The 26,061-nt window shown below is 59.0% G+C and carries 24 protein-coding genes and 5 pseudogenes; 14 read left to right on the top strand and 15 right to left on the bottom strand.

Annotated features, from left to right (window positions below):
• Window positions 1-54: 54 nt before the first annotated feature.
• Window positions 55-726, bottom strand: coding sequence for a DUF3313 domain-containing protein (locus AACY44_RS09850; protein WP_339416278.1), 672 nt, complete (start codon window positions 724-726; stop codon window positions 55-57).
• A gap of 76 nt (window positions 727-802) precedes the next feature.
• On the bottom strand, window positions 803-1,297 hold the full coding sequence (locus tag AACY44_RS09855) for a hypothetical protein (RefSeq protein WP_339530159.1): 495 nt from the start codon (window positions 1,295-1,297) through the stop codon (window positions 803-805).
• A gap of 199 nt (window positions 1,298-1,496) precedes the next feature.
• On the opposite strand from AACY44_RS09855, the pseudogene AACY44_RS09860 reads away from it, so the two are divergent.
• The 3 genes and pseudogenes from AACY44_RS09860 to AACY44_RS09870 form a co-directional block, all read left to right on the top strand.
• Window positions 1,497-2,597, top strand: a pseudogene (locus AACY44_RS09860) (cbb3-type cytochrome c oxidase subunit I); the annotation flags it as partial.
• A 1-nt stretch (window position 2,598) separates the two neighbouring features.
• Window positions 2,599-2,745 (top strand): annotated as a pseudogene (locus AACY44_RS09865) (cbb3-type cytochrome c oxidase subunit 3); the annotation flags it as partial.
• A gap of 107 nt (window positions 2,746-2,852) precedes the next feature.
• Window positions 2,853-3,545: an aspartate/glutamate racemase family protein gene (locus AACY44_RS09870; protein WP_339530161.1), complete on the top strand. Its 693-nt coding sequence runs from the start codon at window positions 2,853-2,855 to the stop codon at window positions 3,543-3,545.
• Here the strand turns inward: AACY44_RS09870 and AACY44_RS09875 are convergent.
• The 4 genes from AACY44_RS09875 to AACY44_RS09890 all read right to left on the bottom strand — a co-directional run bounded on the left by AACY44_RS09875 (window position 3,542) and on the right by AACY44_RS09890 (window position 7,568).
• Window positions 3,542-4,054, bottom strand: coding sequence for a GNAT family N-acetyltransferase (locus tag AACY44_RS09875; protein WP_339416273.1), 513 nt, complete (start codon window positions 4,052-4,054; stop codon window positions 3,542-3,544). The two genes, AACY44_RS09870 and AACY44_RS09875, sit on opposite strands and share 4 nt — an antisense overlap.
• 61 nt (window positions 4,055-4,115) lie before the next feature.
• Window positions 4,116-5,177 carry a DUF1176 domain-containing protein gene (locus tag AACY44_RS09880; RefSeq protein ID WP_339530163.1) on the bottom strand — a complete coding sequence of 354 codons (1,062 nt, stop codon included), beginning with the start codon at window positions 5,175-5,177 and terminating at the stop codon, window positions 4,116-4,118.
• A 53-nt stretch (window positions 5,178-5,230) separates the two neighbouring features.
• Entirely contained in the window at window positions 5,231-6,370 is a 1,140-nt protein-coding gene (locus tag AACY44_RS09885) for a glycerate kinase (protein ID WP_339530165.1), read from the bottom strand.
• 91 nt (window positions 6,371-6,461) lie between these two features.
• The gene (locus AACY44_RS09890; RefSeq protein WP_339530167.1) at window positions 6,462-7,568 is read right to left on the bottom strand and encodes a sugar diacid recognition domain-containing protein; all 1,107 of its coding nucleotides are present in this window, start codon (window positions 7,566-7,568) and stop codon (window positions 6,462-6,464) included.
• Between the two features lie 160 nt (window positions 7,569-7,728).
• On the opposite strand from AACY44_RS09890, the pseudogene AACY44_RS09895 reads away from it, so the two are divergent.
• Window positions 7,729-7,929 (top strand): annotated as a pseudogene (locus AACY44_RS09895) (MFS transporter); the annotation flags it as partial.
• A gap of 22 nt (window positions 7,930-7,951) precedes the next feature.
• On the top strand, window positions 7,952-8,104 hold the full coding sequence (locus AACY44_RS09900; protein WP_339436366.1) for a hypothetical protein: 153 nt from the start codon (window positions 7,952-7,954) through the stop codon (window positions 8,102-8,104).
• A gap of 51 nt (window positions 8,105-8,155) precedes the next feature.
• Here AACY44_RS09900 and AACY44_RS09905 read toward each other — a convergent pair.
• Window positions 8,156-8,788 (bottom strand): annotated as a pseudogene (locus AACY44_RS09905) (SDR family oxidoreductase); the annotation flags it as partial.
• Window positions 8,789-8,842: 54 nt separating this feature from the next.
• Here AACY44_RS09905 and AACY44_RS09910 point away from each other — a divergent pair.
• The 3 genes and pseudogenes from AACY44_RS09910 to rarD all read left to right on the top strand — a co-directional run.
• Window positions 8,843-9,385: pseudogene (locus AACY44_RS09910) on the top strand (substrate binding domain-containing protein); the annotation flags it as partial.
• A gap of 80 nt (window positions 9,386-9,465) precedes the next feature.
• Entirely contained in the window at window positions 9,466-10,476 is a 1,011-nt protein-coding gene (locus AACY44_RS09915) for an aldo/keto reductase (protein ID WP_339416262.1), read from the top strand.
• Window positions 10,477-10,690: 214 nt separating this feature from the next.
• Complete coding sequence (gene rarD, locus AACY44_RS09920) at window positions 10,691-11,572, top strand: EamA family transporter RarD (protein WP_339416261.1); 882 nt, start codon at window positions 10,691-10,693, stop codon at window positions 11,570-11,572.
• A 60-nt stretch (window positions 11,573-11,632) separates the two neighbouring features.
• On the opposite strand, the gene hppD is transcribed toward rarD, so the two are convergent.
• Complete coding sequence (hppD, locus tag AACY44_RS09925) at window positions 11,633-12,709, bottom strand: 4-hydroxyphenylpyruvate dioxygenase (protein ID WP_339416260.1); 1,077 nt, start codon at window positions 12,707-12,709, stop codon at window positions 11,633-11,635.
• A gap of 245 nt (window positions 12,710-12,954) precedes the next feature.
• Window positions 12,955-13,848: a DMT family transporter gene (locus AACY44_RS09930; RefSeq protein WP_339416259.1), complete on the bottom strand. Its 894-nt coding sequence runs from the start codon at window positions 13,846-13,848 to the stop codon at window positions 12,955-12,957.
• 107 nt (window positions 13,849-13,955) lie between these two features.
• On the opposite strand from AACY44_RS09930, the gene AACY44_RS09935 reads away from it, so the two are divergent.
• From AACY44_RS09935 to AACY44_RS09945, 3 genes are all read left to right on the top strand, one after another.
• Window positions 13,956-14,825 (top strand): LysR family transcriptional regulator, encoded by an 870-nt coding sequence (locus tag AACY44_RS09935; protein WP_339427514.1) that lies wholly within the window; start codon window positions 13,956-13,958, stop codon window positions 14,823-14,825.
• 98 nt (window positions 14,826-14,923) lie between these two features.
• A complete protein-coding gene (locus AACY44_RS09940; protein ID WP_339416257.1) occupies window positions 14,924-16,465 on the top strand; it encodes an EAL domain-containing protein in 1,542 nt (513 codons plus the stop codon).
• Between the two features lie 198 nt (window positions 16,466-16,663).
• Complete coding sequence (locus AACY44_RS09945; protein WP_339416256.1) at window positions 16,664-17,029, top strand: histone-like nucleoid-structuring protein, MvaT/MvaU family; 366 nt, start codon at window positions 16,664-16,666, stop codon at window positions 17,027-17,029.
• 113 nt (window positions 17,030-17,142) lie between these two features.
• Here the strand turns inward: AACY44_RS09945 and AACY44_RS09950 are convergent, their stop codons facing one another.
• Window positions 17,143-17,679, bottom strand: a complete 537-nt coding sequence (locus tag AACY44_RS09950) for a DUF4946 domain-containing protein (RefSeq protein WP_339439033.1) — start codon at window positions 17,677-17,679, stop codon at window positions 17,143-17,145.
• 195 nt (window positions 17,680-17,874) lie between these two features.
• Here AACY44_RS09950 and gloA point away from each other — a divergent pair, with 195 nt between their 5' ends.
• The gene (gloA, locus tag AACY44_RS09955; RefSeq protein WP_339416254.1) at window positions 17,875-18,396 is read left to right on the top strand and encodes a lactoylglutathione lyase; all 522 of its coding nucleotides are present in this window, start codon (window positions 17,875-17,877) and stop codon (window positions 18,394-18,396) included.
• Between the two features lie 51 nt (window positions 18,397-18,447).
• Here the strand turns inward: gloA and ahpF are convergent, their stop codons facing one another.
• The 3 genes from ahpF to AACY44_RS09970 all read right to left on the bottom strand — a co-directional run bounded on the left by ahpF (window position 18,448) and on the right by AACY44_RS09970 (window position 21,777).
• Window positions 18,448-20,013 (bottom strand): alkyl hydroperoxide reductase subunit F, encoded by a 1,566-nt coding sequence (ahpF, locus tag AACY44_RS09960; RefSeq protein ID WP_339416253.1) that lies wholly within the window; start codon window positions 20,011-20,013, stop codon window positions 18,448-18,450.
• Between the two features lie 123 nt (window positions 20,014-20,136).
• The gene (gene ahpC, locus AACY44_RS09965; RefSeq protein WP_339439034.1) at window positions 20,137-20,700 is read right to left on the bottom strand and encodes an alkyl hydroperoxide reductase subunit C; all 564 of its coding nucleotides are present in this window, start codon (window positions 20,698-20,700) and stop codon (window positions 20,137-20,139) included.
• Between the two features lie 144 nt (window positions 20,701-20,844).
• The gene (locus AACY44_RS09970) at window positions 20,845-21,777 is read right to left on the bottom strand and encodes a site-specific integrase (protein ID WP_339436371.1); all 933 of its coding nucleotides are present in this window, start codon (window positions 21,775-21,777) and stop codon (window positions 20,845-20,847) included.
• A 170-nt stretch (window positions 21,778-21,947) separates the two neighbouring features.
• Here AACY44_RS09970 and AACY44_RS09975 point away from each other — a divergent pair, with 170 nt between their 5' ends.
• Complete coding sequence (locus tag AACY44_RS09975; protein WP_339416249.1) at window positions 21,948-22,955, top strand: DNA-binding protein; 1,008 nt, start codon at window positions 21,948-21,950, stop codon at window positions 22,953-22,955.
• Here AACY44_RS09975 and gorA read toward each other — a convergent pair whose 3' ends face one another.
• On the bottom strand, window positions 22,956-24,314 hold the full coding sequence (gorA, locus tag AACY44_RS09980; RefSeq protein ID WP_339416248.1) for a glutathione-disulfide reductase: 1,359 nt from the start codon (window positions 24,312-24,314) through the stop codon (window positions 22,956-22,958).
• Window positions 24,315-24,419: 105 nt separating this feature from the next.
• Entirely contained in the window at window positions 24,420-25,259 is an 840-nt protein-coding gene (gene galU, locus AACY44_RS09985; protein ID WP_046068218.1) for a UTP--glucose-1-phosphate uridylyltransferase GalU, read from the bottom strand.
• A 307-nt stretch (window positions 25,260-25,566) separates the two neighbouring features.
• Between galU and AACY44_RS09990 the strand changes: the two genes are divergently transcribed.
• Entirely contained in the window at window positions 25,567-25,752 is a 186-nt protein-coding gene (locus tag AACY44_RS09990; protein ID WP_049713265.1) for a hypothetical protein, read from the top strand.
• Window positions 25,753-26,061: the final 309 nt, after the last annotated feature.

Here is a 26,061-nt window from a genome sequence, read left to right on the forward strand (position 1 = left end):
AGCGACTGGCCGGCAGTTGTGACCACAACGACCCGGCCAGGACGGGGTTGAGGTTCAGTGCTTTTTCAGCTTCATATAGGACTGGTGCAGGTCCGAGGCCCAGCCGTCGATAACGCCTTTCACATCGCTGGACTGCATCACTTGGGAATCATTGGCCAACGGCTTGCCGGTGCCTTTGCGTACCACTTGGGCGAGTACCTTGCCATTGGCGCTGTCGAGAAACTGCGCTTCGGTGCCCAGGGTGGTTTCCTGGTCACGGATGCCGGTACCGGTACTGACCGCCGCCGCCACCAGGGCGACCGGAATAAACTCATAGGGCTTGAGGCCTTCGGTCTTGCTGCCGATCGCCGTAATCGCCGCGCGCACCACAATGACGCCTGGGCCTGGGCCATTGGCCAGGGGCAACGACTTGGCCAGTTCACGCTTGAGCGCCTGGTTATAGTAATCGTTGATGCCACGCAGGGTGCTCTGCGGAATCTTCGCAGTGGCCTGGGGCTTGGGGTAGAACTGTGTCGGTTCGACGAACACCGCATGGTAGCGGCTCAAATCCAGTGTTGGGTCGACCCAACGCATCACTTCGGCGCCCGAAGGCGACTGGGCTTCCTTCAGTTGGCTGTAGTCCGAGAGAAAACCCGAGTATTCATCGGGTTGCGTAATCTTGCTGGCACAGCCCGCCAATCCAAGCGAAGCGACACACAGCACGGTAATGACTTGCCTTAATCTCATTATTGAACTCCCTGGCGGTCGGCGTTGGAACATTGAGCTTTAGGTATAGCTAATCCTGGGCAAATAGCCCTGCCGTTCAGCCGCGTTCGCGAGGAATCAGGCTCTGCAACTGCAACGACAGGAAGTTTGCGTCAAAGCCGAACGTGTCCGGGTCTTTAAGGCCATTGGTCTTCTTCCACAGCCAATCGTTTTTATCCGCAGGCAACACCAGGGAAACGCTGCCATGCCGCGCGGCGGTCAACCCCATGACGGAGACGCAGATCAACCCACCCACACCCATCACATCCGGCACGAACTCCACCGGTTTGCCGGTGATCTGCACGGTCAGTTTCTCGGTCTTGAAGGTCGACGTCTCCACCGGGATGCTTGGGCCGCTGGCCACGTAAGGCTCACGGTGCACTTCAAGCAACCCAACCGTTTTCACGGGTTCCAGCCATTGCTCGATTTGCCCGAACAACGCGTCGAGTTTTTGCGCCCAGCGGGCCGACTGCAGGTCGAATTGCTGTTTTTTATGCGCCTCGCTATCGGCGTAATGACGAAGCATCTCGCCCAGTTGCTGTACATCGTCCATTGCGGATCTCCTCCGGTGAGCCAGGTTGCGAAGCTCAATCATGGCAGATGCGGTGGCCGGCCGCGCGACTAACGCCGGCAAAACAACGAAGTGCAGTGGCCGGCGTGTCTGACTTAACGGTCAGCACCTCGCCATTCCCATTGGGCATGAGCCGTACTGACGCCAAGGCCTTGGAATTTCTGGGCCATAGACTGCAGGCATTTTGGCAACTGATCCGCTGGGCTACACCACCACCAACGAGTACGCTGAGATCGAGTTCTCCGGCGCGGTGTGGATGACCGTGGTGTGGGCGGCCTATGCCATTGTGTTTTTCACCATCGTGGTACGGCGCATAACCAAACACATCTATGTGGGCAACTGGTTTTTCGGCGCATTCATTTTGGTGATCGCCATGCTGCATGTGGTCAACCACCTGGCGATCCCGGTGGACTGGTTCAAGTCATACCCGGTGTATTCCGGGGCGACGGATGCCATGGTGCAGTGGTGGTATGGGCATAACGCCGTAGGGTTTTTCCTGACGACTGGCTTTTTGGGAATGATGTATTACTTCGTACCGAAACAAGTCGGACGGCCGGTGTACTCCTATCGTTTGTCCATCGTGCACTTCTGGGCGCTGATCACCCTGTATATCTGGGCCGGGCCGCACCATTTGCACTACACCGCCCTGCCGGACTGGGCACAGTCCTTGGGCATGGCAATGTCGCTGATTCTGCTGGCACCGAGCTGGGGCGGGATGATCAACGGCATGATGACGTTGTCGGGTGCCTGGCATAAGTTGCGCACCGACCCGATCCTGCGCTTCCTGGTGTTGTCCCTGGCGTTCTGCGGCATGTCGACCTTCGAAGGGCCGATGATGGCGATCAAGACCGTCAACGCCCTCTCCCACTACACCGACTGGACCATCGGCCACGTGCACGCCGGAGCGCTGGGCTGGGTGGCGATGATCACCTTCGGCTCGCTGTATCACATGATCCCCAAGGTATTCGGCCGCGAGCAGATGCACAGCGTGGCGCTGATCAACCTGCATTTCTGGCTGACAACTATTGGCACCGTGCTGTACATCGCCTCGATGTGGGTCAACGGCATTACCCAGGGCCTGATGTGGCGGGCCATCAACGATGACGGCACCCTCACTTATTCGTTTGTCGAAGCCTTGCAGGCCAGTCATCCGGGGTTTGTGGTGCGGTTTGCCGGTGGCGTGTTCTTTCTCACCGGGATGGTGTTGATGGCCTCCAACACCTGGCGCACGGTACGCGTCGCGGACTTGAAACTGGCCCAGCTTGATGCGCGGATCGCCTGATATGCGGGGCTTGCTGATGGTGGTGTGCCTGTATGACGCGGTGGAGTACTGCTTGCGCGGTCAGTCGGACAAGAGCCTGGATGACGCCAGCTTGATGCCTTTCGCCGATGACCCGGAGGTGGCGCCGCAAGAGGCCAAGCCGGGCTGGTCAACCAGAACATGTGAAACTGCACCGGTCATTTCGCGGACAACTGCGTATGACTATGCAGGCGTCAATGCGTAAGGTGAAGCGACTTCCCGTGTCAGGAGCATCGCATGCGCACCATCGGCCTTATCGGCGGCATGAGCTGGGAGTCCAGCGCCGAGTACTACCGCCTCATCAACCAACGCGTGCGCGACACGCTCGGCCCGTTGCGCTCGGCGCAACTGTTGATGTACAGCGTGGATTTCGGCCCGATGGAACAGGCCCAACACGCCGGCCGCTGGGACGACGCCGCGCTGATCCTCGAAGAGGCCGCGCGCCGTTTGCAGGCGGGCGGTGCTGAATGTGTAGTGCTGTGTACCAACACTATGCATTTGGTGGCGCCACGTATTGAAGCTGCGGTGTCGATTCCGTTCCTGCATATTGCCGATGCGGCGGGCGCGGCGGCCGTGGAAGCTGGCACGCTGACGGTCGGGCTGCTCGGCACCGCGTTCACCATGGAGCAGGATTTCCTCACGTCGCGCCTGGCCGCCCAGGGTTTGACCGTGCTGGTGCCTGAGGCGGACGAGCGCCAGGCCGTGCACCGGATCATCTATGAGCAATTGTGTGTTGGCGTGATCAGTGATGCGTCACGCAAGGTTTACCAAGGTGTGATCGAGTCCCTGGCCGCTCGTGGCGCCCAGGCGATCATCCTCGGCTGCACGGAAATCAGCCTGCTGATCAAGCCCGAACACAGCGACCTGCCGTTGCTGGACACCACCGAGCTGCATGCAGCCGCTGCGGTGGCGTTTGCTTTAGGGAATTAAGCCGACTTGCGCAGACGCGCCATGCTCACGGTGTCGACAAGTTTGCCATCGCGCAGGGCGTAATCGCGCAATACGCCTTCGACCTCGAAACCGAACTTACGGTACAGCCCTTGCGCCGCTTCGTTGTCGGCGTACACGGTAAGTTCTACTCGGCGCAGGTTCATCCAGTTGTCGGCGACGTCCAACGCGGCAGTCAACAACCGGGAGCCAACCCCCTTGCCCTGCCACGCCGTCGCGACGCCCATGCCGAAGGACCCGACGTGGGCCCGGCGTACACGCAGGTACTGCTCAAGACCCAGCTGGCCGATCACTTCACCCCCATGCACCGCCACTAACTGTAGCCGGCGCTCATTGTCCTGGACCAGCTTGTTACGCCACGCCTCGACCGACTGGAAAGGCATTTGCAGCACCTGACGGCATACAGCCGGTTCGTTATAGAGCGCAGCGACGCCTTCAAGGTGAGCCTCGGTGAAGCGCTGGATGACGATATGGGGTTCAGGTGTGTGCATTGCGTTTCATCCTTTGAAAAACACGTGGCCGGCCAGTGTAGGGGTCAAGCCTGCCCGATGGCTAGGGCGCCGGCGTGGTCGACCACAATGCTGGCCAATCCCCCGAAGCGACCCCGGTGCAGCGCGGCATGATGTGAAACTCGCTGAGCTGGAAACGCTCGCCGTCAAACACCCAGGAGCCTGCGCCACCACAATCACCGATTCCACGCTGCTTGTAGAAATAACTCAGGGTGCCGGAGGCTTCGTCATACCACACCGAGCCTTGCAGCGCGGCGCCATCCAGGGGCAACGGTTGCACATTGAGAGGCGTTTCTGCGTAGGGCGCTTGTCGCTGGCGGCTGTTGACGTCGTACTCACAGTTGTAGGCCGCACAGTCGTACCTCACCACGGTCATCGCTTGCTGCGCGGTCAAGGCACCTGCTTGTGCTTCAGAGTCACCCTCGGGCGTGGCCGCCTTCAACGCGACCGCTACCAGGCCCGCCTGCTCCTGCGCGTTTAACGGCGGCGGTGAAACGAATGTGCGCAGCACCGGCGTCGGCAGGCGTGGCGGCACCTCATTGGCCGCGCCCTTACCGGGTCGGGCCAGCGCCGTCACGTTATCCACGCGCCCCTGCACCGCATCCATCAACAACAGCGAAGCACTCAGCCCGCTCAATGACACATGCGCGTGCTCATCGCTTGGCAACTGCAGTTGCTGACCGTTGCGCAAACGCCGTAACCAGCGCCGCGCCGAAGCGTCCTCAATCACCCCATAGGACTGCACCTCGGGATCACCGCCCTGATCGTCCAACTCAACGTGCAAATCGCGGGTCAACGCCAGGCCCAGCGGCTGACCGTCCAGCAGCAAGGTGGAAAGGTCCACGGGTTCACCACGGTGATCCAAGCGTAGGCGCAGATACCCCTGCGGACCGGTTTGGTGCCAGAGGTGCAACGTCAGCGAGCTGTAGGCCTCTTCATCAACGCCGCTGGGTGCGCTGAGGGCATGGCAGTTGCGCAAGTTGTCGCAACCGACCACCCATTCCTTGATTTCTCGCAGCAATGGTACGGTTTCCGAGGGGGCTTGTGCGAAGGCTGGAGCGGTGGCGCCGGTCAGTATCAGGGCCAGGAGTGCGGGGCGCAGCATGGGGACTCTCCGTGTCGAAAAGACGCGGATTGTCCCATGTAGGAGGCGTTACGTCAGTGCCTGGAAGCGGTGCGCCACACCCGCGCGATGTCTGCCGCCCGCTCACTCAACAGGCGCGGCGCCTCACTGCACGCCCGCTCCAGGCTCATCGGCCCGGAAGGCAAGGCGAATGCGGCGTCCACGCCGTGGGCGTACATCTGCTCGTAGCCATCGCCCAAGGTGCCGGCAATCACGATCACGGGCACTTTGTGCTGCCGGGCGATCCGCGCCACGCCGAACGGCGTCTTGCCGCGCAGGGTCTGGGCGTCGAAACGGCCTTCGCCGGTAATCACCAGGTCGGCGCCACGTACGGCTGTGTCCAGGCCCACCAGGTCGGCAACCACGTCCACGCCGGCACGGAACTGTGCACCCAGGAACGCTTTGGCGGCAAAGCCCAGGCCGCCGGCGGCGCCGCTGCCGGGTTCGTCGCGCACGTCTTTGGGCAGCACTTTGGCGCAGTGGTCGGCAAAGTGACCGAGGGCGGCGTCCAGCTGTTGGACTTGCTGGGGATTGGCGCCTTTTTGCGGGCCGAAGATCGCAGACGCACCCTGGGGACCGCACAGAGGATTGTTCACGTCGGCGGCAATTTCAAAGCGTACCTGGGCCAGGCGTGGGTCCAGTTGTTCAAGGTTAATCTGCGCCAGACCGGACAGCGCCAAGCCACCCGGCGCCAAGGCGTGTTCCTCAGCGTCAAACAGTTGCACACCCAGGGCCTGCATCGTACCGGCGCCACCGTCGTTGGTGGCACTGCCGCCAATCGCCAGGATGATGCGCTGGGCGCCGAGGTCCAGCGCAGCGCGGATCAGTTCGCCGGTGCCGTAGGTGCTGCTGGAGCACGCATCGCGCTGGCCTGGCGGTACCAACTGCAGGCCGCTGGCTTCAGCCATTTCGATGATCGCGGTATGGCTATCGGCCAGCCAGCCCCAGCGCGCCTCAACCGTGCCACCCAGCGGGCCTTTCACGCGTTGGCGACGCAGTTCGCCATTACAGGCCGCAAGCACCGAATCCACCGTGCCTTCACCGCCATCCGCCATCGGGCACTGGATCAACTGTGCATCCGGCCAGACCTGAGCCAACCCGGCCGCAATGGCCAGGGCGACGCCCTCGGCACTCAGGCTGTCCTTGAACGAGTCGGGGGCGATGATGATTTTCATGGGCTTTCTCCGGTTTTTATAACGCCCATGCTGCCAGTTGGCACCGCCGCTGACGCCAGTCCAATGCACAAGTACGGATGCGCTTTGTTGTTCATTGCGACAAAGCCTGGGGCAGCAGCTGCACGCCCAGATAGAGCGCGAGCATGCCGTCGAGGGTCAGCGGGTCGACACCACTGAGTTCGGCGATGCGCTCCATGCGGTAACGCAGGCTGTTGCGGTGAATGCCCAGCGCATCGGCACAGGCCTGGCTTTGCCCGTCGTGTTCGCACCAACTGCGCAGCGTTGCCAGCAGTTGGCCGTTGCTGTCCTTGGCGAGGACTTTGCGCAGGGGGTTGAGCAACTCATCGAGCGCATCATCATTTCGATGGCGCCAGAGCATCACCGGCAGGCGATAACGGTTGAGCGTCAGCAAGCGCGACTGCGGCAATACATCGCGACCATAGGCGAGCAGGTCTCCCACGCGTCGATAGCAGCGGCGCAACCCAGCCAGCCCGTCCGCTTGCCCGCCAACGGCCACGCGGAGGATATTCCAGCCCAGCCCTTCGAGTTTTTCCAGCAAGCGAGGGTTATCGACCTGTAACGACGCCGGCCGGCACCACAGCAATGAGTATTGCGCCAAGCTGACGCACCAACTGTCCGGATAACGCGAGATCAGCCAGGCACTCAAGGCCTCTGCCGATTGCCCCGCGCCCAGCTCAAACAGATATGGCGTGCGCGCCAGCTGCGGTTTTAGGCCCAACTGTTGGGCTTCATCCACCAGGCGCGGCGAGTCGCCGGTTTCGGCCAACAGCAAGGCGAGCAAGTCATCACAACGCTGACGACGCCATTGCTGTTCGGCCTGCTGGTGGCGGTGGCTCACCAACATTTCGGCGGTCATACGCACCAGTTCGGCATAGGTGCGCAGGCCTTCCGGTTCGCCGGTAATGCCCAGCACGCCAATCAGGCGCTGGTCGTGCATCAGCGGCAGGTTGATGCCCGGTTGCACGCCCTTGAGGTGCTTGGCGGTCTGACCATCGATTTCCACCACGCGCCCATTGGCTAGCACCAGTTGCGCGCCTTCATGGCGGGTGTTGATACGCTCAGGCTCACCGCTGCCGAGAATCAGGCCCTGACTGTCCATGACGTTGACGTTGTAGGGCAGAATCGCCATGGTCCGATCGACGATATTCTGCGCCAAGTCATGATCCAGCTCGAACATGGGGCTAAATTCCTTAGGAAGCGGGTTGTTCATAGGCACAGCGCAAAGCAGGGTTGGCTGTGCGCAAGCACAAAGACAGCAGCCTGCCAGGTGGCCGAGACTCTTTGGGCGATCAACGTTACCCTCGCGTCGCGAAAAATCATAATAAAGAGAGAACGCCATATCACAGAGCGCCGCTACCGCACTGGCCACCGATGACGATAAAAACGCCATCTACAAACGCATCACCCTGCGCTTGATCCCCTTCATTTTCATCTGCTACCTGCTCAATTACCTCGACCGGGTAAACGTTGGCTTTGCCAAATTGCAGATGCTTGATGCCTTGAAATTCAGCGAAACCGTGTACGGCCTCGGCGCCGGCCGGGTTGGCGTTGATCAACTCCATGGGCCAGATGGCTGGCTTTCTCAGCCCGTATATCGTTGGGTTTGTGAAGGATGCCACCGGGTCTACGGACATGGCGATGTACCTGCTGGCGGCGGTGATTGTTGCAGGTAGTGTGTTGGCGTTGCAGATGACGCGAACCCTGAAGGCCTAATGCAGTCCGTGTGGGAGCAGGCTTGCCTGCTGCCACATGTTGGTCCGGCGTTCACAGCTGGCCGCCGCCGTCGATGTCGATGACGGCGCCGGTCAGAAATCCGTTTTCCATGGCCAATACATACCCCGCCGCCACTTCTTCCGCCTGCCCTACCCGACCGACCGGCAACCCACCGCCCGCCTTGGCAAACATGGCCAGACGCTGGTCTTCAGCCAACCCTGCATACGCTGGCGTATCAATCACCCCGGGGCTGATCACATTGACCCGACGCGGTGCCAATTCCTTGGCCAATTGCTTGCCCAGCGCTTCGGTCGCGGCGTTGATGCCGACCTTGATGAACTGTCCAGGCACCCGTTTTCGACCCAACTGCCCGGAGGTCAGGCAGATGCTGGCGTGTTCGTCGAGAAACGGCAGTGCCTGCTGGATAGCCCGCAGCGAGCCCCACAGCTTCACGTTGAAGTTGTCCTGAGCCTCGAGCAAGTCAGTTTCGAGCAAGGTCCTGGCGCGTACGCTCGGCCCGGAGGTATAGACCAGGTGATCAAAGCGCCCCACGCTTTCGAACAAGCGTTGCAGCGACGCCGTGTCGGTGACGTCCACCGGTTCGCTGCGCAGGCCGTTTTCGACGCCGGACGCCAAGCGGCGCCCGGCGACTACCACCTGTGCACCACGCGCGGCGGCAGCCTGTCTGCCGCCGCACGAAGCTTGGGCTTGACTCCAGCGGCAGCGAGCATCGCCCTCATCCGCCTGCAATTGCTGCTCAACGACAGCAATGCCGACCTGTTCCGCGACACCGTGGACATTGCCTTGCGTTTTGGCGTACCCCGAGACTCCAGCCTCGTGGCACTGCCAGTGGTGCCCGATCACCACCGCATCCCCTGTGCCAGCCCGGATTACCTGGCACGCCACGGCACGCCCCGAACACCAGCCGATCTGGCGTAACACAACACGTTGCGCTATATGCGTCAGGGCCGGGCCAACAGTACCTGGTACTTTCGCCAGGGCGCGCTGCTTCAGGAGGTCGAGGTCACGGGCGATTACTTGAGCGATGACGGCGAAATCGTCCGGCGCTGGGCGTTGGCCGGTCACGGCATCGCCTACAAAGCCAATCTGGATATTGCCCGCGACATCAAAGCCGGTCGGCTGGTGCCATTGCTGCCTGATTGGCAAGGCGAACCGACGCCGTTCAATCTGATGTGCCCCCACCGCCTGCAAGTATCGGAACGGGTGAAGGTACTGCATCGTTTTTTACATGTGCGTTGTCAGGCCTTGCTGAGCACATGAAGAAACGCGCAGAGGGCTTGTCGCAGAGCCTTTGAGTCTGGTATTGCAAGGGGCACGTTTCCCGCCTTGAGGAGTCACCCATGATTTACCGCACATTGGGCCAATCCGGTTTAAAGGTCAGCGCCTTGACCCTGGGCACCATGATGTTTGGCGAACAGACCAACACCGAAGACTCGCTGCGCATCATCGACAAGGCCTGGGACCAGGGCATCAATTTTATTGACACGGCCGACGTCTACACGGGCGGACGCTCCGAGGAAATCGTCGGCGACGCTATCACCCGGCAACGTCAAGACTGGATCGTGGCGTCCAAAGTCGGGTTCGGCCCGCCGGACGGCCTTCCCAACCGCAGCGGCCTGAGTCGCAAGCACATTTTCAACGCACTGGAAGCCAGCCTCACGCGCCTGGACACTGATTACCTCGACATCTATTACCTGCACCGCGAGGACCACAACACGCCGCTGGACGTGACGGTGTCGGCGATTGGCGACCTGATCCGCCAGGGCAAGGTCCGTTACTGGGGCTTGTCCAACTATCGGGGCTGGCGCATTGCCGAAGTGATTCGCATGGCCGAACGCCTGGGCGTAAACAAACCCGTGATCAGCCAGCCGCTGTACAACATCGTCAACCGCCAGGCCGAAGTCGAGCAGATCACCGCCGCGGCGGCCTACGGTTTGGGCGTGGTGCCTTATAGCCCACTGGCGCGGGGCGTGCTCAGCGGCAAATATGCCCCGGACGTGGCCCCCGAGGTCGGCAGCCGCGCGGCGCGCCAGGACAAACGCATCCTGGAAACAGAATGGCGCTCGGAGTCACTGCGCATCGCCCAGCAGATCCAGCAATACACCCAAGGGCGCGGCGTCGGGATTATCGAGTTCGCAATTGCCTGGGTGTTGAACAACTCGGCGGTGAGTTCGGCGATTGTCGGGCCACGCACCGAGGCGCAGTGGGATGCCTACATAGGCGCCCTGGATGTGAAGATCACGGCGGAAGATGAAGCGTTCATTGATTCGCTGGTGACGCCGGGGCATGCGTCGACACCGGGGTTCAACGATGTGGGGCATTTTGTTTCGGGCCGCGTGGCACGCGCCTAGGCTTTTGTGGTGAACACAAGATCAAATGTGGGGGCTCGACAGCTCCCACATTTCACCTGCTTCGCGCGCAAGATCGGGCTCAATTTATGGACCGCCGCGAGAAATTTTCCTGAAAACCGCCCCAAAACAGAGCAACCCTCTCCCGCCAAAAGCACCATAATCTCCCTCCTGAAATCCCCCCCTCTTGTGTATCAATGGTTTTCGCGAGGACAGTGTGTCTAAAGGTGTTGTGTTATCGGTCTTGGCCTCGGTGTTGTTTGCCGTGATGTATTACTTCACATCATTGCTGACCCCCTTGAGCGGCCTGGAAATTTTCGGCTGGCGCATGTTGCTCACCGTGCCCTGCATGACGGTATTCATGATCGTCAGCGGCGAATGGCGACGGGTGTGGGAGTTGGTGCGGATGTTGGCGGACCGGCCGCGCTTGATTGCCGGTGTGTTGGTGTCTTCGGCCTTGCTGGGCGTGCAGTTGTGGCTGTTCATGTGGGCGCCATTGAACGGGCGCAGCCTGGATGTGTCGGTGGGTTACTTCCTGTTGCCACTCACCATGGTGCTGACCGGCCGCCTGGTGTGGGGCGAACAGCTTTCGTACTTGCAGCGGGTCGCGGTATTTTTTGCAGGCCTTGGGGTGCTCAACGAGTTGTACCAGGCCGGTGGTTTCTCTTGGGCAACGTTGGTGGTGGTCATCGGCTACCCGGTGTACTTCGTCGTGCGCAAATACCTTAAGACCGATCATCTGGGTGGGCTCTGGCTGGATATGGCGCTGATGCTGCCGGTTGCCTGGTGGTTTGTGCAGAGTGGCGAGCAAGGTTTTGCGGTGTTGGATGCCTACCCGAAGCTGTACGCGTTGATTCCACTGCTGGGGCTGATCAGTGCGTCGGCGCTGGTGAGCTACATCATCGCCAGTCGTTTGCTGGCGTTCAGCCTGTTCGGGCTGCTCAGCTACGTAGAGCCGGTACTGTTGCTCGGTGTGGCGCTGATCTTGGGCGAAGGGATCAAGGGCGGCGAATGGCTGACCTACATTCCGATCTGGCTGGCGGTGATGGTGCTGGTGTTTGAAGGGTTCAAGCACTTGGTACGTCATCGCGGAGCCTGATTGGCAGGCAATAAAAAGCCCGGCCGAGGCTGTCCTGTCCTCGGCCGGGCTTTTTTACACTTAGTCGGCGGTCAACACACCACGGCGTACTTGGTCGCGCTCGATCGACTCGAACAACGCCTTGAAGTTGCCCTCGCCAAATCCATCGTCGCCCTTGCGCTGGATGAATTCGAAGAACACCGGGCCCATCAGGGTTTCCGAGAAAATCTGCAGCAGCAGGCGCTTATCGCCCTCAACCGAAGAACCATCGAGCAGGATGCCGCGTGCTTGCAGTTGATCCACTGGCTCGCCGTGGTTCGGCAAGCGGCCTTCAAGCATTTCGTAGTAAGTGTCCGGCGGCGCGGTCATGAAGCGCATGCCGATCTTCTTCAATGCGTCCCAGGTCTTGACCAGGTCTTCAGAGAGGAACGCCACGTGCTGGATGCCTTCGCCATTGAACTGCATCAGGAACTCTTCTATCTGCCCGGCCCCCTTGGACGACTCTTCGTTCAGCGGGATGCGGATCATGCCGTCCGGCGCGCTCATGGCCTTGGAGGTCAGGCCGGTGTATTCGCCCTTGATGTCGAAGTAGCGCGCTTCACGGAAATTGAACAGTTTCTCGTAGAAGTTGGCCCAGTAGGCCATGCGCCCGCGATAAACGTTGTGGGTCAGGTGGTCGATGACCTTGAGACCGGCGCCTTGCGGGTTACGCTCAACACCTTCGAGAAACACAAAGTCGATGTCATAGATCGAGCTGCCTTCGCCGAAACGGTCGATGAGGTACAGCGGCGCACCGCCAATGCCTTTGATCGCCGGCAGGTTCAATTCCATCGGGCCGGTTTCGATATGAATCGGCTGCGCCCCCAGCTCAAGCGCGCGGTTATAGGCCTGTTGCGAGTCCTTGACGCGGAACGCCATGCCGCACACCGACGGGCCGTGCTCGGCCGCAAAGTACGAGGCAATGCTGTTGGGTTCGTTGTTGAGGATCAGGTTGATCTCGCCCTGGCGGTACAGGTGCACGTTCTTGGAACGGTGGGTCGCGACTTTGCTGAAGCCCATGATCTCGAAGATCGGCTCCAAGGTGCCTGGCGTCGGCGACGCGAATTCGATGAATTCAAAGCCCATCAGGCCCATTGGGTTTTCGTATAGATCTGCCATGATTTGGCGCCTCATCATTCTTGTTTAGTGACGGTTTCAATTGCCAGCAAGGATGAGAGGCACGGGCGGCGCACAGGAGAGGCCTCGCACACTGCGGGCGAGGAAATCACCGAAGATGAGGGGGGAGCCGAGTAGCTTCATGGTGTCATCAGTCTCTGACGGCCGAGGCTTGCGTGAGCGCAAGTCATATTCTTGTATGCGTAAATCGATTCTACACAGCGTAACCGTATTTGTCCGTACTCTTATCAAATCCCCAACGCCCTGGCACGTGCAAGGGGTTTATTGCACAGATAGATGCCGAGCAGGATCACCGTGCCACCGGCCAGCATCGGCGCAGTCAATGGCTCGCCCAGCAGCAAAGCGCCAGAGATCACGGCTGTTAGCGGGTTAAGCGCGATAAATACGCCGGAACGTGTCGCGCCGATTTGGCGGATGCCTTCGTAATAGCCGATATAGGCCAGCGCTGAACCCAGCACGCCCAGGTACGCCAGGCTCAGTACTTGCGGGGCATGCAGGCTGCCAATCGCCTCGACCGAGAAGCGGCCCATGATCAGCGTGCTCGCGGTGAGCATCAGGGTGCCCCACAGTATCGACCAAGTCACCGTCTGTAGCGGCCCGAGGCTCTGGTTCAATCCACGGGAAAACAGCGAGTAGACGCCCCACCCCACTACGCACCCGAAGATCAGCAAATCCCCGCGCCAAGTGTTGTTCGCTTCGCCCAGCACGTGAGGATTGCGACTGACGATGACCAGGGCGGCGCCCGTCAGGCATAACGCGATACCCAGGATTTTGCGGGTGTTCAGGCGATCCTTGAATAACCACCAGGACGCCAGGCCGATCACCGCCGGGTTCAACGCGACGATCAATGAAGCTCGCGACGCATTGATGTAGTGCAACCCGTAGAAGAAACACACGTTGTAGAAAAAGATACCGAAAAAACCCAGCATCACCAGTTGTCCCATCTGCCTTGGGCTTGGACGGGCCAATGGGATGCGCGCAAATCCCATGAACGCCAGCAATGCCAGGCTGGCCAGCAGAAACCGCAGGCTGGCCGCCAGTAGAGGGTCGACCGCCGCGCCCAGGTAGCGACCGGCCACGAAGGTACCGCCCCAAATCATGGTGACGGCAGCGAGCTTCATATAAGTGATGCGATCCGGGTGTAAATGCACAGGCTGAGGCTCTAATGGCTTGAGGGTTGGCCCATTCTTCTGGTAATACATCATCATCGTAAAATGAGTAATTACTCATGACCCTGACCCAACTCGAAATATTCTCCCAGGTGGCCGAGCTGCAAGGCTTTACCAGCGCGGCCCACCGACTGGGTATCAGCCAGTCGGCGGTGTCCCATGCAATCAAGGGCCTGGAACAGGAACTGGGTGTGGCGTTGTTCAGACGTCACCAGGCTCAGGTGGAACTCAGTGATATTGGCGCGCAATTGCTCGGACGCGCCCGGGCAATGCTTGGCCTGGCGAACACCTTGCAACAGGAAGCGGCGGATGCGCGGGGCATGAAACGCGGGACGCTGCGCATCGGTTCCTTTGGACCGACGGCCTCAAATCACCTGTTGCCGAAGATCCTCAGCCAGTTCCGCCTGGCGTACCCAGGCATTGAAGTGCATGTGGACGAAGGGCCGGACAGGCAGGTTATCCAATGGCTCGACGAGCGCCGTATCGATATTGGCTTTGTGGTGCTGGAACAGGAACGCTTTGATACCTTCGCCCTGTTCGAGGACCAGATGGTTGCGCTGCTGCCCGCCGACCATCATCTGGCCGCGTGCGAACAGGTTAGCCTCAAGGACTTGTGCAACGAACCGTTCGCCCTGACTGAGGCCGGCTCCACTGAAATGGTGGTGCGGCTGTTCAACGAGGCGCGGCTGACGCCAAACGTGCGCTATCGCTGCTCACAGTTGCTGAGCACGCTGGAAACCGTTAGCCGGGGTGAGGCCGTGAGCGTGGTGGCACAAGCCTCCTTGCCGGCGGGGAGCGACCAGCGTTATGTGCAGTGCGCGCTGTCACCGCGTGTGCCACGCCACGTTGGCCTGGCGGTGCTGGACCGGCGCCAGTCTTCCCCCGCAACCCTCGCCTTTATCCGCATTGCCCAAGGCCTGGAACTGTAGCGCTGGCTACTGGCCAAATGGCTAGGCACCACGAGCTTATTTGGGCCAAGCCAACTATCATCGACTGAATCTGACCCAGGCAACAGGCCGTTCACTTCATGCCCCTGACCGTTAACGGCCCGCGAAAACGCGCCACGCGTTACTTGATCACGTCCTTGAGTGCCTTGCTGCCGATTGCACTCGGGGTGGTCATCCTGCACTGGCAAGCCGAACGCACCCTGCAGCAAAGCACCGCCCAGACAGCCCAGGAAGCCCTGCGCCAATTCGACTTGATGCTCGATAACACCGCACTCGCCGCCCAGGCCTTGCTGCCTTTGGCGGGGCAACCTTGTGACAGCAGTGCGCAGTTGGCCCTGCGCGAACAGGTCACGCGTCGGCCGTTTGTGCGCGCGACCACCTTGTCCTGGCAGAAAAATATCTATTGCAGCTCGCTGTTTGGCGATAAATACGCGTCACCGGTCAATCCGGATGACTACGTCGACGGCCGCTTATGGCTGATGAATGGCAACCCGGTGACGCCGAATACCGCTCTACTGGTTTACCGGTTGGTCGACGGCGACAAGGCCGCTTTTGCGTCGATTGATGGCTATCACCTGACCAACGCTCTGCGCTTGATCAGCCGTTACGCCTACCTGGTCCTGCAAGTTGGCCCGAATTGGCTAGGGGCTGATGGCAAGGTGCATAACACCGCCATACCCTTTTTTGCGGTGGCGCATCATGAGTTGGTATCCGATCGCTATCACTACCGCGTCACCGCTGGCATGCCGAAAGGTGAAGTGTGGCGGTACATGCAGGCCCGGTATGCGGCCTTGTTCAGCCTGGTGGTGTTCTTTGGCGTGCTGGCGGGCGCACTGGCGCATTGGCTGCAAAAGCGCTCTTCAGCGCCGACCCAGGAACTGCAACGGGCGCTGGGCGCCAATGAATTCATTCCGTATTTCCAGCCAGTGGTGCGCGGTGATACGCGCGCGTGGGCCGGCTGCGAAGTGTTGATGCGCTGGCAACACCCTAAGGAAGGCCTGGTGCGTCCTGACCTGTTCATCCCCCTGGCCGAGCATTCGGGCCTGATCGTGCCGATGACCCGCGCCCTGTTGCGCCAGACCGCCGCGCAATTGGCGCCGCACGCCGCGCGCTTCAGCCCTGGCTTTCATATCGGCGTAAATATCACCTCACGCCATTGCCAGGACCTGGCGCTGGTGGATGACTGTCGGGAGTTTCTCGCCGCGTTCCCCGTGGGCCAGGTAACGCTGGTGCTCGAACTGACCGAACGTGAGTTGATCGAGCCCAGCGATATCACTCGGCGCTTGTTCGACGCGCTGCATGAACTGGGCGTGATGATTGCCATCGACGACTTTGGCACCGGTCATTCCAGCCTGGGTTACTTGCGCAACTTCAATGTGGACTACTTGAAGATCGACCAGAGTTTTGTCGCCATGATCGGCGCCGATGCACTATCACGGCATATTCTGGACAGCATCATAGAACTGTCTGGCAAGCTCGACTTGGGCATCGTTGCAGAGGGTGTGGAAACCGCTGAACAGCGTGATTATCTAGCCACTCAAGGTGTGGATTTCCTGCAGGGCTATCTGTTCGGAAGGCCTTTGCCCTGCGATGAATTTATTAAATCCCTGGCCAGCCATTGAATAACCACACACGCGACGCACTGAAATAATGTTATTTAGACAAAAGACATGATTTACTCGCAGCGGATTAACTACTACAATTTTTCCTGCCTGTGCAGAACTCGCAGGACGACTTCTTTCTTGGGTCGCCTTAAAGCGCTTGGCTTATAGCTTTGTCTGCAGTTGATATCAGCCAACAACATTATTGGAGTACAGATTTTGTCCAGACTCGCCGAATTTCGCGCAGCAGAAAAAGCCCTTCAAGAGCAGCTTGCCCAGCTGGAATCCCTGAAGAACGACGCCGGCCTGAAGAAAGAAATCGAATTCGAAGAAAAGCTTCAAGCCCTGATGAAGAGCTATGGTAAAGGCCTGCGCGACATCATTTCCATCCTTGATCCAAACCCTGGCAAGTCCAGCGCTGCTGCCGCTACCGCACCAAAACAGCGCCGTGCACGCGTGGTCAAGGTTTACCAGAACCCACACACCGGTGAGCTGATCGAAACCAAAGGCGGTAACCACCGTGGCCTCAAGGCCTGGAAAGAACAGTACGGCGCCACCACTGTAGATGCCTGGCTGCGCGGCTGATCACACCGCACTAACAAAGAGCCCCGCTTAGGCGGGGCCTTTTTTATTTCAGCGGTTCGAAACCGAACTTAAATAACGTTTCATCATGTTCATGATCGATGGGCACTACATACTTAAAGTTTCAGGCTATCGCGCACCGAACTGACTTCGTCCTTGCTTGCTTCGTATGCTTCGGCCTGCCCCGCGTATGAAAAAACATACGCCTTATCGGCATCAACCGCGCCGACCAATGTTTGCGAAAGCACGTGACGCCCGTTTTCGGTTATCACACAAGTAGTTTCCAGCGCTTCCAGACGGCTCAATGTTGTAGGGCGCATCTTGCTGCATACACTTTGATAACCGCCCTTGGCAAAATCTTTCTGAATCGACTTGCGCATCTCCAGCAGCACACCTTGAAGATTAACATTGTGCCCCGCTTCAATCGGCGTGCCGGTCAACTCCATGACCATCAAGGTCGCGCCATTTTCATCGTTCTTGATCGCCCGTTGCCGAGAGACAGGCCGAGGTTTACCGGGCGTGTCGCCATCGTGCGTCACCTCTTCGATTTGCCAGCCGCTGGGCCAATGGACCTCAGGGTCGGCCGCCAGTACGAAAGGACTGCCCAACAGCAAACACACAGCGCTCAACAACGGTTTACGAAGTTCGATCATTGCGAAAAACACCCAAGGTTCAAGCGCCAAAGTTTGAGCCCCAGCCCCACTGGTCGCAAGGCCTGCGTGGCCTTTTTCATTTGGCGCGCGGCGCAGGCCTTGCGTATCATGGCCTGGCTGCACGGATGCCAGCCGCAAGCCAAGGACCTGCTCACATCTTAGAGCCGCGTTTGCCCCATTTTTTCTGGAGGGCCCATGAGCCTGCACGAACTGAACACTTTCCCGGGCGTCACTGCCCAACCTGACACCGCCACCACGAACTTTGTGTTCAACCACACCATGCTGCGGGTCAAGGACATCACCAAGTCGCTGGACTTCTACACGCGCGTCCTGGGCTTTTCGCTGGTTGAGAAACGCGACTTCCCGGAAGCCGAGTTCAGCCTGTATTTCCTGGCCCTGGTGGACAAATCCCAGATCCCGGCCGACGCTGCCGAACGTACCCAGTGGATGAAGTCGATCCCAGGTATCCTGGAGCTGACTCACAACCACGGCACCGAAAACGACGCCGACTTCGCCTACCACAACGGCAACACCGACCCGCGTGGCTTTGGCCACATCTGCATCTCGGTACCGGATATCGTCGCGGCCTGTGAGCGTTTCGAAGCTCTGGGCTGTGACTTCCAGAAGCGCCTGAGCGATGGCCGCATGAAAAGCCTAGCGTTCATCAAGGACCCTGATGCGTACTGGGTTGAGATCATTCAGCCAGCACCGATGTAAACGAAAAAACCCCATGATCGCTCATGGGGTTTTTCATTTTCGGGCTGGAATTTACGCTGGCGCAGAGGTACGAATCAGGTGATCGAAAGCACTCAGCGAAGCTTTGGCGCCCTCGCCCACTGCGATCACGATCTGCTTGTAGGGCACAGTCGTTACGTCGCCGGCAGCAAACACACCTGGCAATGAAGTCTCGCCACGCGCATCGACGATGATCTCACCGCGGGGCGTCAGCTCCACGGTGCCTTTGAGCCAGTCGGTGTTGGGCAGCAAACCGATCTGTACGAAGATGCCTTCAAGGTCGATAGTCTTGAACTCGCCGCTGTCGCGATCCTTGTACGCCAAACCGGTGACTTTCTGACCATCGCCTTTCACTTCACTGGTCAGTGCACTGGTGATCACGTCAACGTTCGGCAGGCTGTAAAGCTTGCGCTGCAATACAGCGTCGGCGCGCAACTTGCTGTCGAACTCAAGCAAGGTCACGTGGCTGACGATCCCGGCCAGGTCGATGGCCGCTTCAACGCCGGAGTTACCGCCGCCGATCACTGCCACACGTTTGCCCTTGAACAACGGACCATCGCAGTGCGGGCAGAAACACACGCCTTTAGCCTTGTATTCCTGCTCACCCGGCACACCCATTTCGCGCCAGCGAGCACCGGTGGCCAGGATCACGGTTTTGGACTTGAGGGTCGCACCGCTTTCGAAGCGAATCTCATGCAACTCACCGGCGTTTTTCGCAGGGATCAGGCTGCTGGCACGCTGCAGGTTCATGATGTCCACGTCGTACTGACGGACATGGGCTTCCAGGGCACTGGCCAGTTTCGGGCCTTCGGTTTCCTGTACCGAGATAAAGTTCTCGATGGACATGGTGTCCAGCACCTGCCCACCAAAACGCTCAGCCGCCACGCCGGTACGAATGCCTTTACGTGCGGCGTAGATCGCAGCCGCAGAGCCGGCCGGGCCACCGCCGACAACAAGGACGTCAAAGGCGTCTTTGGCGCTGATTTTCTCGGCGGCTTTTTCCATACCGCTGGTGTCGAGCTTGGCGAGAATCTCTTCCAGGCCCATGCGGCCCTGGCCGAAGTTCACACCATTGAGGTACACGCTCGGCACTGCCATGACCTGGCGTTCGTCGACCTCAGCCTGGAACAACGCGCCGTCGATGGCGACGTGGCGGATGTTCGGGTTAAGCACAGCCATCAGGTTCAGCGCCTGGACCACGTCCGGGCAGTTCTGGCACGACAGCGAGAAGTAAGTCTCGAAGCTGAACTCGCCTTTAAGGGCGCGAATCTGTTCAATCACTTCGACACTGGCCTTCGACGGGTGGCCACCGACTTGCAGCAGGGCCAACACCAACGAAGTGAATTCATGGCCCATGGGGATACCGGCGAAACGCAGGCTGATCTCGGCACCCGGGCGGTTGATGGAGAACGAAGGCTTACGCGCATCATCGCCATCGGTTTTCAGGGTAATCAGCGTAGTGAGGCTGACGACGTCCTGCAGAAGAGCAAGCATTTCCTGGGATTTCGCGCCGTCGTCGAGGGAGGCAACGATCTCGATCGGCTGGGTAACCCGCTCCAGGTATGACTTCAACTGAGCTTTAAGATTGGCGTCCAACATACGGGCGATTTCCTTGAATTCTGGGTATAAAAAAACGCCCGAGCGAATCTCGCCCGGGCGTTTTTGAGGGCGGTTGCAGCTTACTGGGTAGGTGCGGAATACCGCCCTTGATGCTTCACAGACTTAGATCTTGCCGACCAGGTCCAGGGACGGAGCCAGAGTGGCCTCGCCTTCTTGCCACTTGGCTGGGCACACTTCGCCTGGGTGGGCAGCCACGTACTGAGCGGCTTTGATTTTGCGCAGCAGCTCGGAAGCATCACGGCCAACACCACCGTCGTTCAGTTCAACGATCTTGATCTGACCTTCTGGGTTGATCACGAACGTACCGCGGTCTGCCAGGCCAGCTTCTTCGATCAGTACGTCGAAGTTGCGGGAGATGGTCAGGGTTGGGTCGCCGATCATGGTGTACTGGATTTTGCCGATGGCTGGCGAAGTGTTGTGCCAGGCAGCATGGGCAAAGTGGGTGTCGGTGGAAACGCTGTAGATCTCAACGCCCAGCTTTTGGAATTCGGCGTAGTTGTCAGCCAGGTCTTCCAGTTCGGTTGGGCAAACGAAGGTGAAGTCGGCTGGGTAGAAGAACACAACGGACCATTTGCCTTTCAGGTCAGCGTCGGTCACTTCGACGAAGTTGCCGTTTTTGTAGGCGGTCGCTTTGAACGGTTTTACTTGGCTGTTGATGATAGGCATCGTTGACTCTCCGTCAGGTTTGTAAAAGGGCTTAGTAAGTTGATGAAGTGAATCCTACCGACTCTCTCTGACGATGGCTCATTGGCAAACCTCATGCTGACGATTGGTTTTCCCTATCAGGTGGCTGTATTAATAGAAGAAATCTCAAAGTAGCGGTTGCGTCGCCAAGGCCATGCCAAGAAAGGGCGTCGCTTCAACATAGCGCATGGCAGATTTCATGTCGCTCCAGCCGACGTAACTCATCAACGACTTCAAATCCCAACCACTGCGATGCGCCCACGTGGCAAAGCCTCGGCGTAATGAGTGGCTGGTGTATTGCTCGGCGGGAATGCCGGCGCGCTCCAGCGCCTGGCGCAACAATGGAATCACGCTATTGGGGTGCAACCCCTCCGCCCCCAGGTTGCCCCAGCGATCAATGCCGCGAAACACCGGGCCACGGACCAGGGCCGAGGCGCTGAGCCATTCACTGTAGGCTTGCACTGGGCACAAACGCAGCAGCGCCGGGGTGTGATAGGTCTTGCCAAGGTTGTCGCGGTCGCTTTTGCTGCGCGGTAGATAAAGGCTAATGCCAGCACCGGGTGTGGCCTGCACATGCTCGATATCGAGGCGACACAGCTCATCGCTGCGAAAGCCACGCCAGAAACCCAACAGAATCAGCGCAGTGTCGCGCTTGGCACGCAGCAACCGGGGCTGATCCTGTGCCTGGGCTGCCTCTTTCGCGTCGACCTCAAGAGATGCAACCACCTGTTCCAAATGCTTGAGCTGCAACGGCTCGGCTTGTTTCTCCTGCGCCGGGTGCACGGCACGAATGCCCTTGAGCACCTTGCGCACTACTGGCGCTTTAGTTGGGTCGGCAAACCCCTGGCTCGTATGCCATTGCGCCAATGCCGACAGGCGCAGCTTCAAGGTGTTGACGGCCAACACGCCTGCGTGAGCGACCAAGTAACGCGCCACGCTGTCGCTGGTCGCAGGCAGGAACCCGCCCCAACTCACCTCAAAGTGCTCGATAGCGGCGCGATAACTGCGTCGCGTGTTGTCGCGGGTGGCGGCGTTGAGATAACGATCGAGATTGCTCATAGAAGGCCTATTCGTACTGCTGACAGGTGGATTCGCGGTTAAAAAGCTAATGACACGGGATAATACGCCAATATCCCATCTGTTAACTCATGATTTTCAACACGTTTTAATGCATGATATAGTACGTAAATACATACTACGTACCACAGTACTAAATCGACGGAGACCCCATGGCTCGCGGCGGCATCAATAAAGCAGTAGTTCAAACAGCACGCCTGGCGCTCCTCGCCCGCGGCGAAAACCCCAGCATCGACGCCGTACGCATCGAAATGGGCAACACGGGCTCTAAAACCACGATTCATCGGTATTTAAAGGAGTTGGACGAAAGCGAAACCCGCCTCACCATCACCGAAGCGCCGATAGACGACGAGCTTGGCGAACTGGTGGCGCGGCTCGCTCAACGCCTGAAGGAGAAAGCCCAGGAGCCTATCGACCTGGCCCTTGTGCAATTCGAGCAGCAGAAAGCCGCCCTACTCGCCCAGATCGAAGCCCTCGAGGAGGCTCACACCCAACGCAAGCAACAATTCGATATCCAATCCGCGGCCCTGGCAGAAGAAAGCGCAGCGCTGCAAACGGCCAGCACCAGCCTGCAGGCGGAGCAAACCCGTAACGCCGGGCTGAGCCAGGCGTGCAGCGATTACGCGCTACGGATTAACGACAAGGACGAACAGATTCGCTCACTGGAAGAAAAGCACCTGCACGCCCGCGATGCGCTGGAGCACTACCGCAATGCGATCAAGGAACAGCGCGAACAGGAACAGCGCCGTCACGAAGGGCAGCTACAACAGGTGCAAGCCGAATTGCGCCAGGCCCAGCAGAGCGCGATGGTGCGTCAGGATGAGATCACCCAGTTGCATCGCGACAATGAGCGGTTGTTGATCGAACATCGCGTAACCGCGAAGGACCTGGCTGCGCTGCAGGAGCAATTGCGAAAAGATCAGGCCCAGCAGCTCAAGCTGAGCGAACAGGTAAGCCTGATTGAAAGCGAGCGCACCCTGCTTCAGGAGCGCCTGCGGGTTGCCGTGCTGGAGAGCCAGTCACGCCAGGAAGCGCTGACCGAACACAAGCACGCCAACAACACCTTGGAACTGGACCTGATCAAGGCTCAGGCAAGCATTGAGGCGTTGCGCCTGGCCGCCGCCATTGCAGCGGCGCCAGAGGCAACACCCGACGCTTGATCAGCTCGCCACAGGCGTGCGCATGGTGACGAACTCTTCCGCCGCCGTGGGATGCACGCCGATGGTCTCATCGAAATGTTGCTTGGTCGCGCCCGCCTTGAGCGCAATCGCAAGCCCCTGGACGATCTCGCCAGCATCCGGGCCGACCATGTGACAACCCAGTACCTTGTCGGTGTCGGCGTCGACCACTAACTTCATCAGGGTCTTTTCCTGACATTCGGTCAGGGTCAACTTCATCGGCCGGAAACGGCTTTCGAAGACCTGCACCTTATGGCCCTTCTCTTTCGCTTCTTCTTCGCTCAGGCCGACCGTGCCGATATTTGGCAGGCTGAATACCGCGGTCGGGATCATCGCGTAATCAACCAAGCGATATTGCTCAGGCTTGAACAGACGGCGCGCCACGGCCATGCCTTCGGCGAGGGCAACCGGTGTCAGTTGCACGCGCCCGATCACGTCGCCGATGGCCAGGATCGAGGCTTCGGCGGTCTGGTACAGATCATCCACTTCAACGAAACCGCGCTTGTCGAGTTTGACTCCTGTGTTCTCCAGCCCCAGATTGTCCAGCATCGGACGGCGACCCGTGGCGTAAAACACGCAATCAGCCTCCAGCACGCGACCGTCCTTCAACGTGGCTTTGAGGCTGCCATCCGGCTGTTTGTCGATGCGCGCGATGTCGGCATTGAATTGCAGGTCCAGGCCGCGCTTGGTCAACTCTTCCTTCAGGTGCGTGCGCACCGAACCGTCGAAGCCGCGCAGGAACAGGTCACCGCGATACAGTAACGAGGTCTGGGCGCCCAGTCCGTGGAAAATCCCGGCGAATTCAACCGCGATATAACCGCCGCCAACCACCAGCACGCGCTTGGGCAACGCCTTGAGGAAGAACGCCTCATTGGAGCCAATCGCGTGCTCATGCCCTGGAATCTCAGGAATCTGCGGCCAGCCACCGGTGGCGATCAGAATATGTTTGGCGGTAAAGCGCTCACCGTTGATTTCCACCTGATGCGGATCAACCAAGCGTGCATGCCCCTCATGCAGGGTCACGCCGCTGTTGACCAGCAGGTTTCGGTAGATGTCATTCAGACGGTTGATCTCACGGTCTTTATTGGCGATCAGGGTCGCCCAATCAAAGTTCGCCTCCCCCAAGGACCAGCCAAACCCGCTGGCCTGCTCGAAATCTTCGGCAAAATGAGCCCCGTACACCAACAGTTTTTTCGGCACGCAGCCGACGTTGACGCAGGTACCACCCAGGTAGCGGCTTTCCGCCACGGCCACCTTGGCACCAAAACCAGCGGCAAACCGCGCTGCGCGAACACCGCCGGAACCGGCGCCAATTACATACAGGTCAAAATCGTAGGCCATTTCACTCTCCTCGGCAGAACATCAGCATACCGACTTAGATGGGGCTGAAAAACGAAAAAGCCACCCGAAGGTGGCTTTCTCTTACAACAGGCGGGCTAACGTAGATCAGTAAGCCTTGCCGGTCTTGTAGAAGTGCTCGAAGCAGAAGTTGGTGGCTTCGATGTAGCCTTCAGCACCACCGCAGTCAAAACGCTGGCCTTTGAACTTGTAGGCAATCACGCAACCATCTTTGGCTTGCTTCATCAGGGCGTCAGTGATCTGGATCTCGCCGCCTTTGCCTGGCTCGGTTTCTTCGATCAGTTTGAAGATGTCCGGCGTCAGGATGTAACGACCGATGATCGCCAGGTTGGACGGCGCATCTTCAGGGGCTGGCTTCTCGACCATGTCACGAACGCGGATCAGGCCGTCGCCAATATCGTCACCGGCAATCACGCCGTATTTGTTGGTTTGCGATGGATCGACTTCCATGACCGCAACAATGGTGCAGCGGTATTTCTGGTACAGCTTGACCATCTGGGTCAGCACGCCGTCGCCGTCGAGGTTCACACACAGGTCATCCGCCAGTACCACAGCGAAAGGTTCGTCACCGATCAGTGGGCGGCCGGTCAGGATGGCGTGGCCGAGGCCTTTCATCTGAGTCTGACGGGTGTAGGAGAACGAGCACTCATCCAGCAGTTTGCGAATGCCGACCAGGTATTTCTCTTTGTCGGTGCCTTTGATCTGGTTTTCCAGCTCGTAGCTGATGTCAAAGTGGTCTTCCAGCGCGCGCTTACCACGGCCGGTCACAATGGAGATTTCGTTCAGACCGGCATCCAGTGCCTCTTCGACGCCGTACTGAATCAGTGGCTTGTTCACCACCGGCAGCATCTCTTTGGGCATGGCCTTGGTCGCTGGCAAGAAGCGAGTGCCGTAACCGGCTGCTGGGAACAAGCATTTCTTGATCATATGGGTCCTTACAGAGGGCTGTGCGTACGGAATTCGGCGCAGTCTAATGAGGCCGCAGGCACCTTACAATGGGTCCTGCTGGCGTTGCGATTTCATCATAGAGAAAAAATGTCAGCGTAAGTTCCACTGGTGTTGTGAAGAGCGCCTCCACCGACACAGCAAAAAACGCTTGCACCTCAGAGCTTCTATGGGCTGCATCCTTTTTAGCATGCTTTTGCGATCAGAACACTGACCTAGAATAACTTGCCCGGCCCTGCGACATTTGGCGCTATCATTATGCCCTTGAACCACACCACGAGATTGATAGATGTCAGAACCAAAAGGCGTAAACGGCTACCTGATCACGCAGCGAGCGGACGGTTGGCACCTGATCAATTTCCACGGCGACAGCGTCGCCGGGGCCTTCGCCACCGAAAGCCAAGCGATTGCGGTAGCCGAAGTATTTGTAGATGAAGCGGGTCACGCGTCGAGCAAACGGCCGAAGGGCAAGTAAGTTCCGCTGCGCTGCGCATGAAGCCCCGTTGTACGGGGCTTTTTTGTGGGCGCCACTCTTTGGCGCCAACTTTAATTTCGGTCACGCCGTTACAGGGCGATACGGGACACTGCTGTATTTCGGAAAAATGTAGCCCTATTCTTACAGTCATTACAACAACTGGAAACGCCCACCAAATCAAATGTAGTTTATTTCTTACAGACAATTAGCGTTTTTTGGCAAATTGCCATATCCCTCTTACATATTTCGACATGTCCAGGCTACGCAACCAGGCGACTTAGACGACTTACTTTCTTCACTACAAGCCTG

Origin of the sequence: Pseudomonas sp. RA_15y_Pfl1_P11, from assembly GCF_963970975.1 — a bacterium.
Taxonomy (GTDB): domain Bacteria; phylum Pseudomonadota; class Gammaproteobacteria; order Pseudomonadales; family Pseudomonadaceae; genus Aquipseudomonas; species Aquipseudomonas tritici.

Excerpts from the sequence above, each read along its gene's own strand:
- AACY44_RS09850 (WP_339416278.1), bottom strand. The coding sequence starts at position 726 with ATGAGATTAAGGCAAGTCATTACCGTGCTGTGTGTCGCTTCGCTTGGA.
- AACY44_RS09855 (WP_339530159.1), bottom strand. The coding sequence starts at position 1,297 with ATGGACGATGTACAGCAACTGGGCGAGATGCTTCGTCATTACGCCGAT.
- AACY44_RS09870 (WP_339530161.1), top strand. The coding sequence starts at position 2,853 with ATGCGCACCATCGGCCTTATCGGCGGCATGAGCTGGGAGTCCAGCGCC.
- AACY44_RS09875 (WP_339416273.1), bottom strand. The coding sequence starts at position 4,054 with ATGCACACACCTGAACCCCATATCGTCATCCAGCGCTTCACCGAGGCT.
- AACY44_RS09880 (WP_339530163.1), bottom strand. The coding sequence starts at position 5,177 with ATGCTGCGCCCCGCACTCCTGGCCCTGATACTGACCGGCGCCACCGCT.
- AACY44_RS09885 (WP_339530165.1), bottom strand. The coding sequence starts at position 6,370 with ATGAAAATCATCATCGCCCCCGACTCGTTCAAGGACAGCCTGAGTGCC.
- AACY44_RS09890 (WP_339530167.1), bottom strand. The coding sequence starts at position 7,568 with ATGTTCGAGCTGGATCATGACTTGGCGCAGAATATCGTCGATCGGACC.
- AACY44_RS09900 (WP_339436366.1), top strand. The coding sequence starts at position 7,952 with ATGGGCCAGATGGCTGGCTTTCTCAGCCCGTATATCGTTGGGTTTGTG.
- AACY44_RS09915 (WP_339416262.1), top strand. The coding sequence starts at position 9,466 with ATGATTTACCGCACATTGGGCCAATCCGGTTTAAAGGTCAGCGCCTTG.
- hppD (WP_339416260.1), bottom strand. The coding sequence starts at position 12,709 with ATGGCAGATCTATACGAAAACCCAATGGGCCTGATGGGCTTTGAATTC.
- AACY44_RS09930 (WP_339416259.1), bottom strand. The coding sequence starts at position 13,848 with ATGAAGCTCGCTGCCGTCACCATGATTTGGGGCGGTACCTTCGTGGCC.
- AACY44_RS09935 (WP_339427514.1), top strand. The coding sequence starts at position 13,956 with ATGACCCTGACCCAACTCGAAATATTCTCCCAGGTGGCCGAGCTGCAA.
- AACY44_RS09940 (WP_339416257.1), top strand. The coding sequence starts at position 14,924 with ATGCCCCTGACCGTTAACGGCCCGCGAAAACGCGCCACGCGTTACTTG.
- AACY44_RS09950 (WP_339439033.1), bottom strand. The coding sequence starts at position 17,679 with ATGATCGAACTTCGTAAACCGTTGTTGAGCGCTGTGTGTTTGCTGTTG.
- gloA (WP_339416254.1), top strand. The coding sequence starts at position 17,875 with ATGAGCCTGCACGAACTGAACACTTTCCCGGGCGTCACTGCCCAACCT.
- ahpF (WP_339416253.1), bottom strand. The coding sequence starts at position 20,013 with ATGTTGGACGCCAATCTTAAAGCTCAGTTGAAGTCATACCTGGAGCGG.
- ahpC (WP_339439034.1), bottom strand. The coding sequence starts at position 20,700 with ATGCCTATCATCAACAGCCAAGTAAAACCGTTCAAAGCGACCGCCTAC.
- AACY44_RS09970 (WP_339436371.1), bottom strand. The coding sequence starts at position 21,777 with ATGAGCAATCTCGATCGTTATCTCAACGCCGCCACCCGCGACAACACG.
- AACY44_RS09975 (WP_339416249.1), top strand. The coding sequence starts at position 21,948 with ATGGCTCGCGGCGGCATCAATAAAGCAGTAGTTCAAACAGCACGCCTG.
- gorA (WP_339416248.1), bottom strand. The coding sequence starts at position 24,314 with ATGGCCTACGATTTTGACCTGTATGTAATTGGCGCCGGTTCCGGCGGT.
- galU (WP_046068218.1), bottom strand. The coding sequence starts at position 25,259 with ATGATCAAGAAATGCTTGTTCCCAGCAGCCGGTTACGGCACTCGCTTC.
- AACY44_RS09990 (WP_049713265.1), top strand. The coding sequence starts at position 25,567 with ATGTCAGAACCAAAAGGCGTAAACGGCTACCTGATCACGCAGCGAGCG.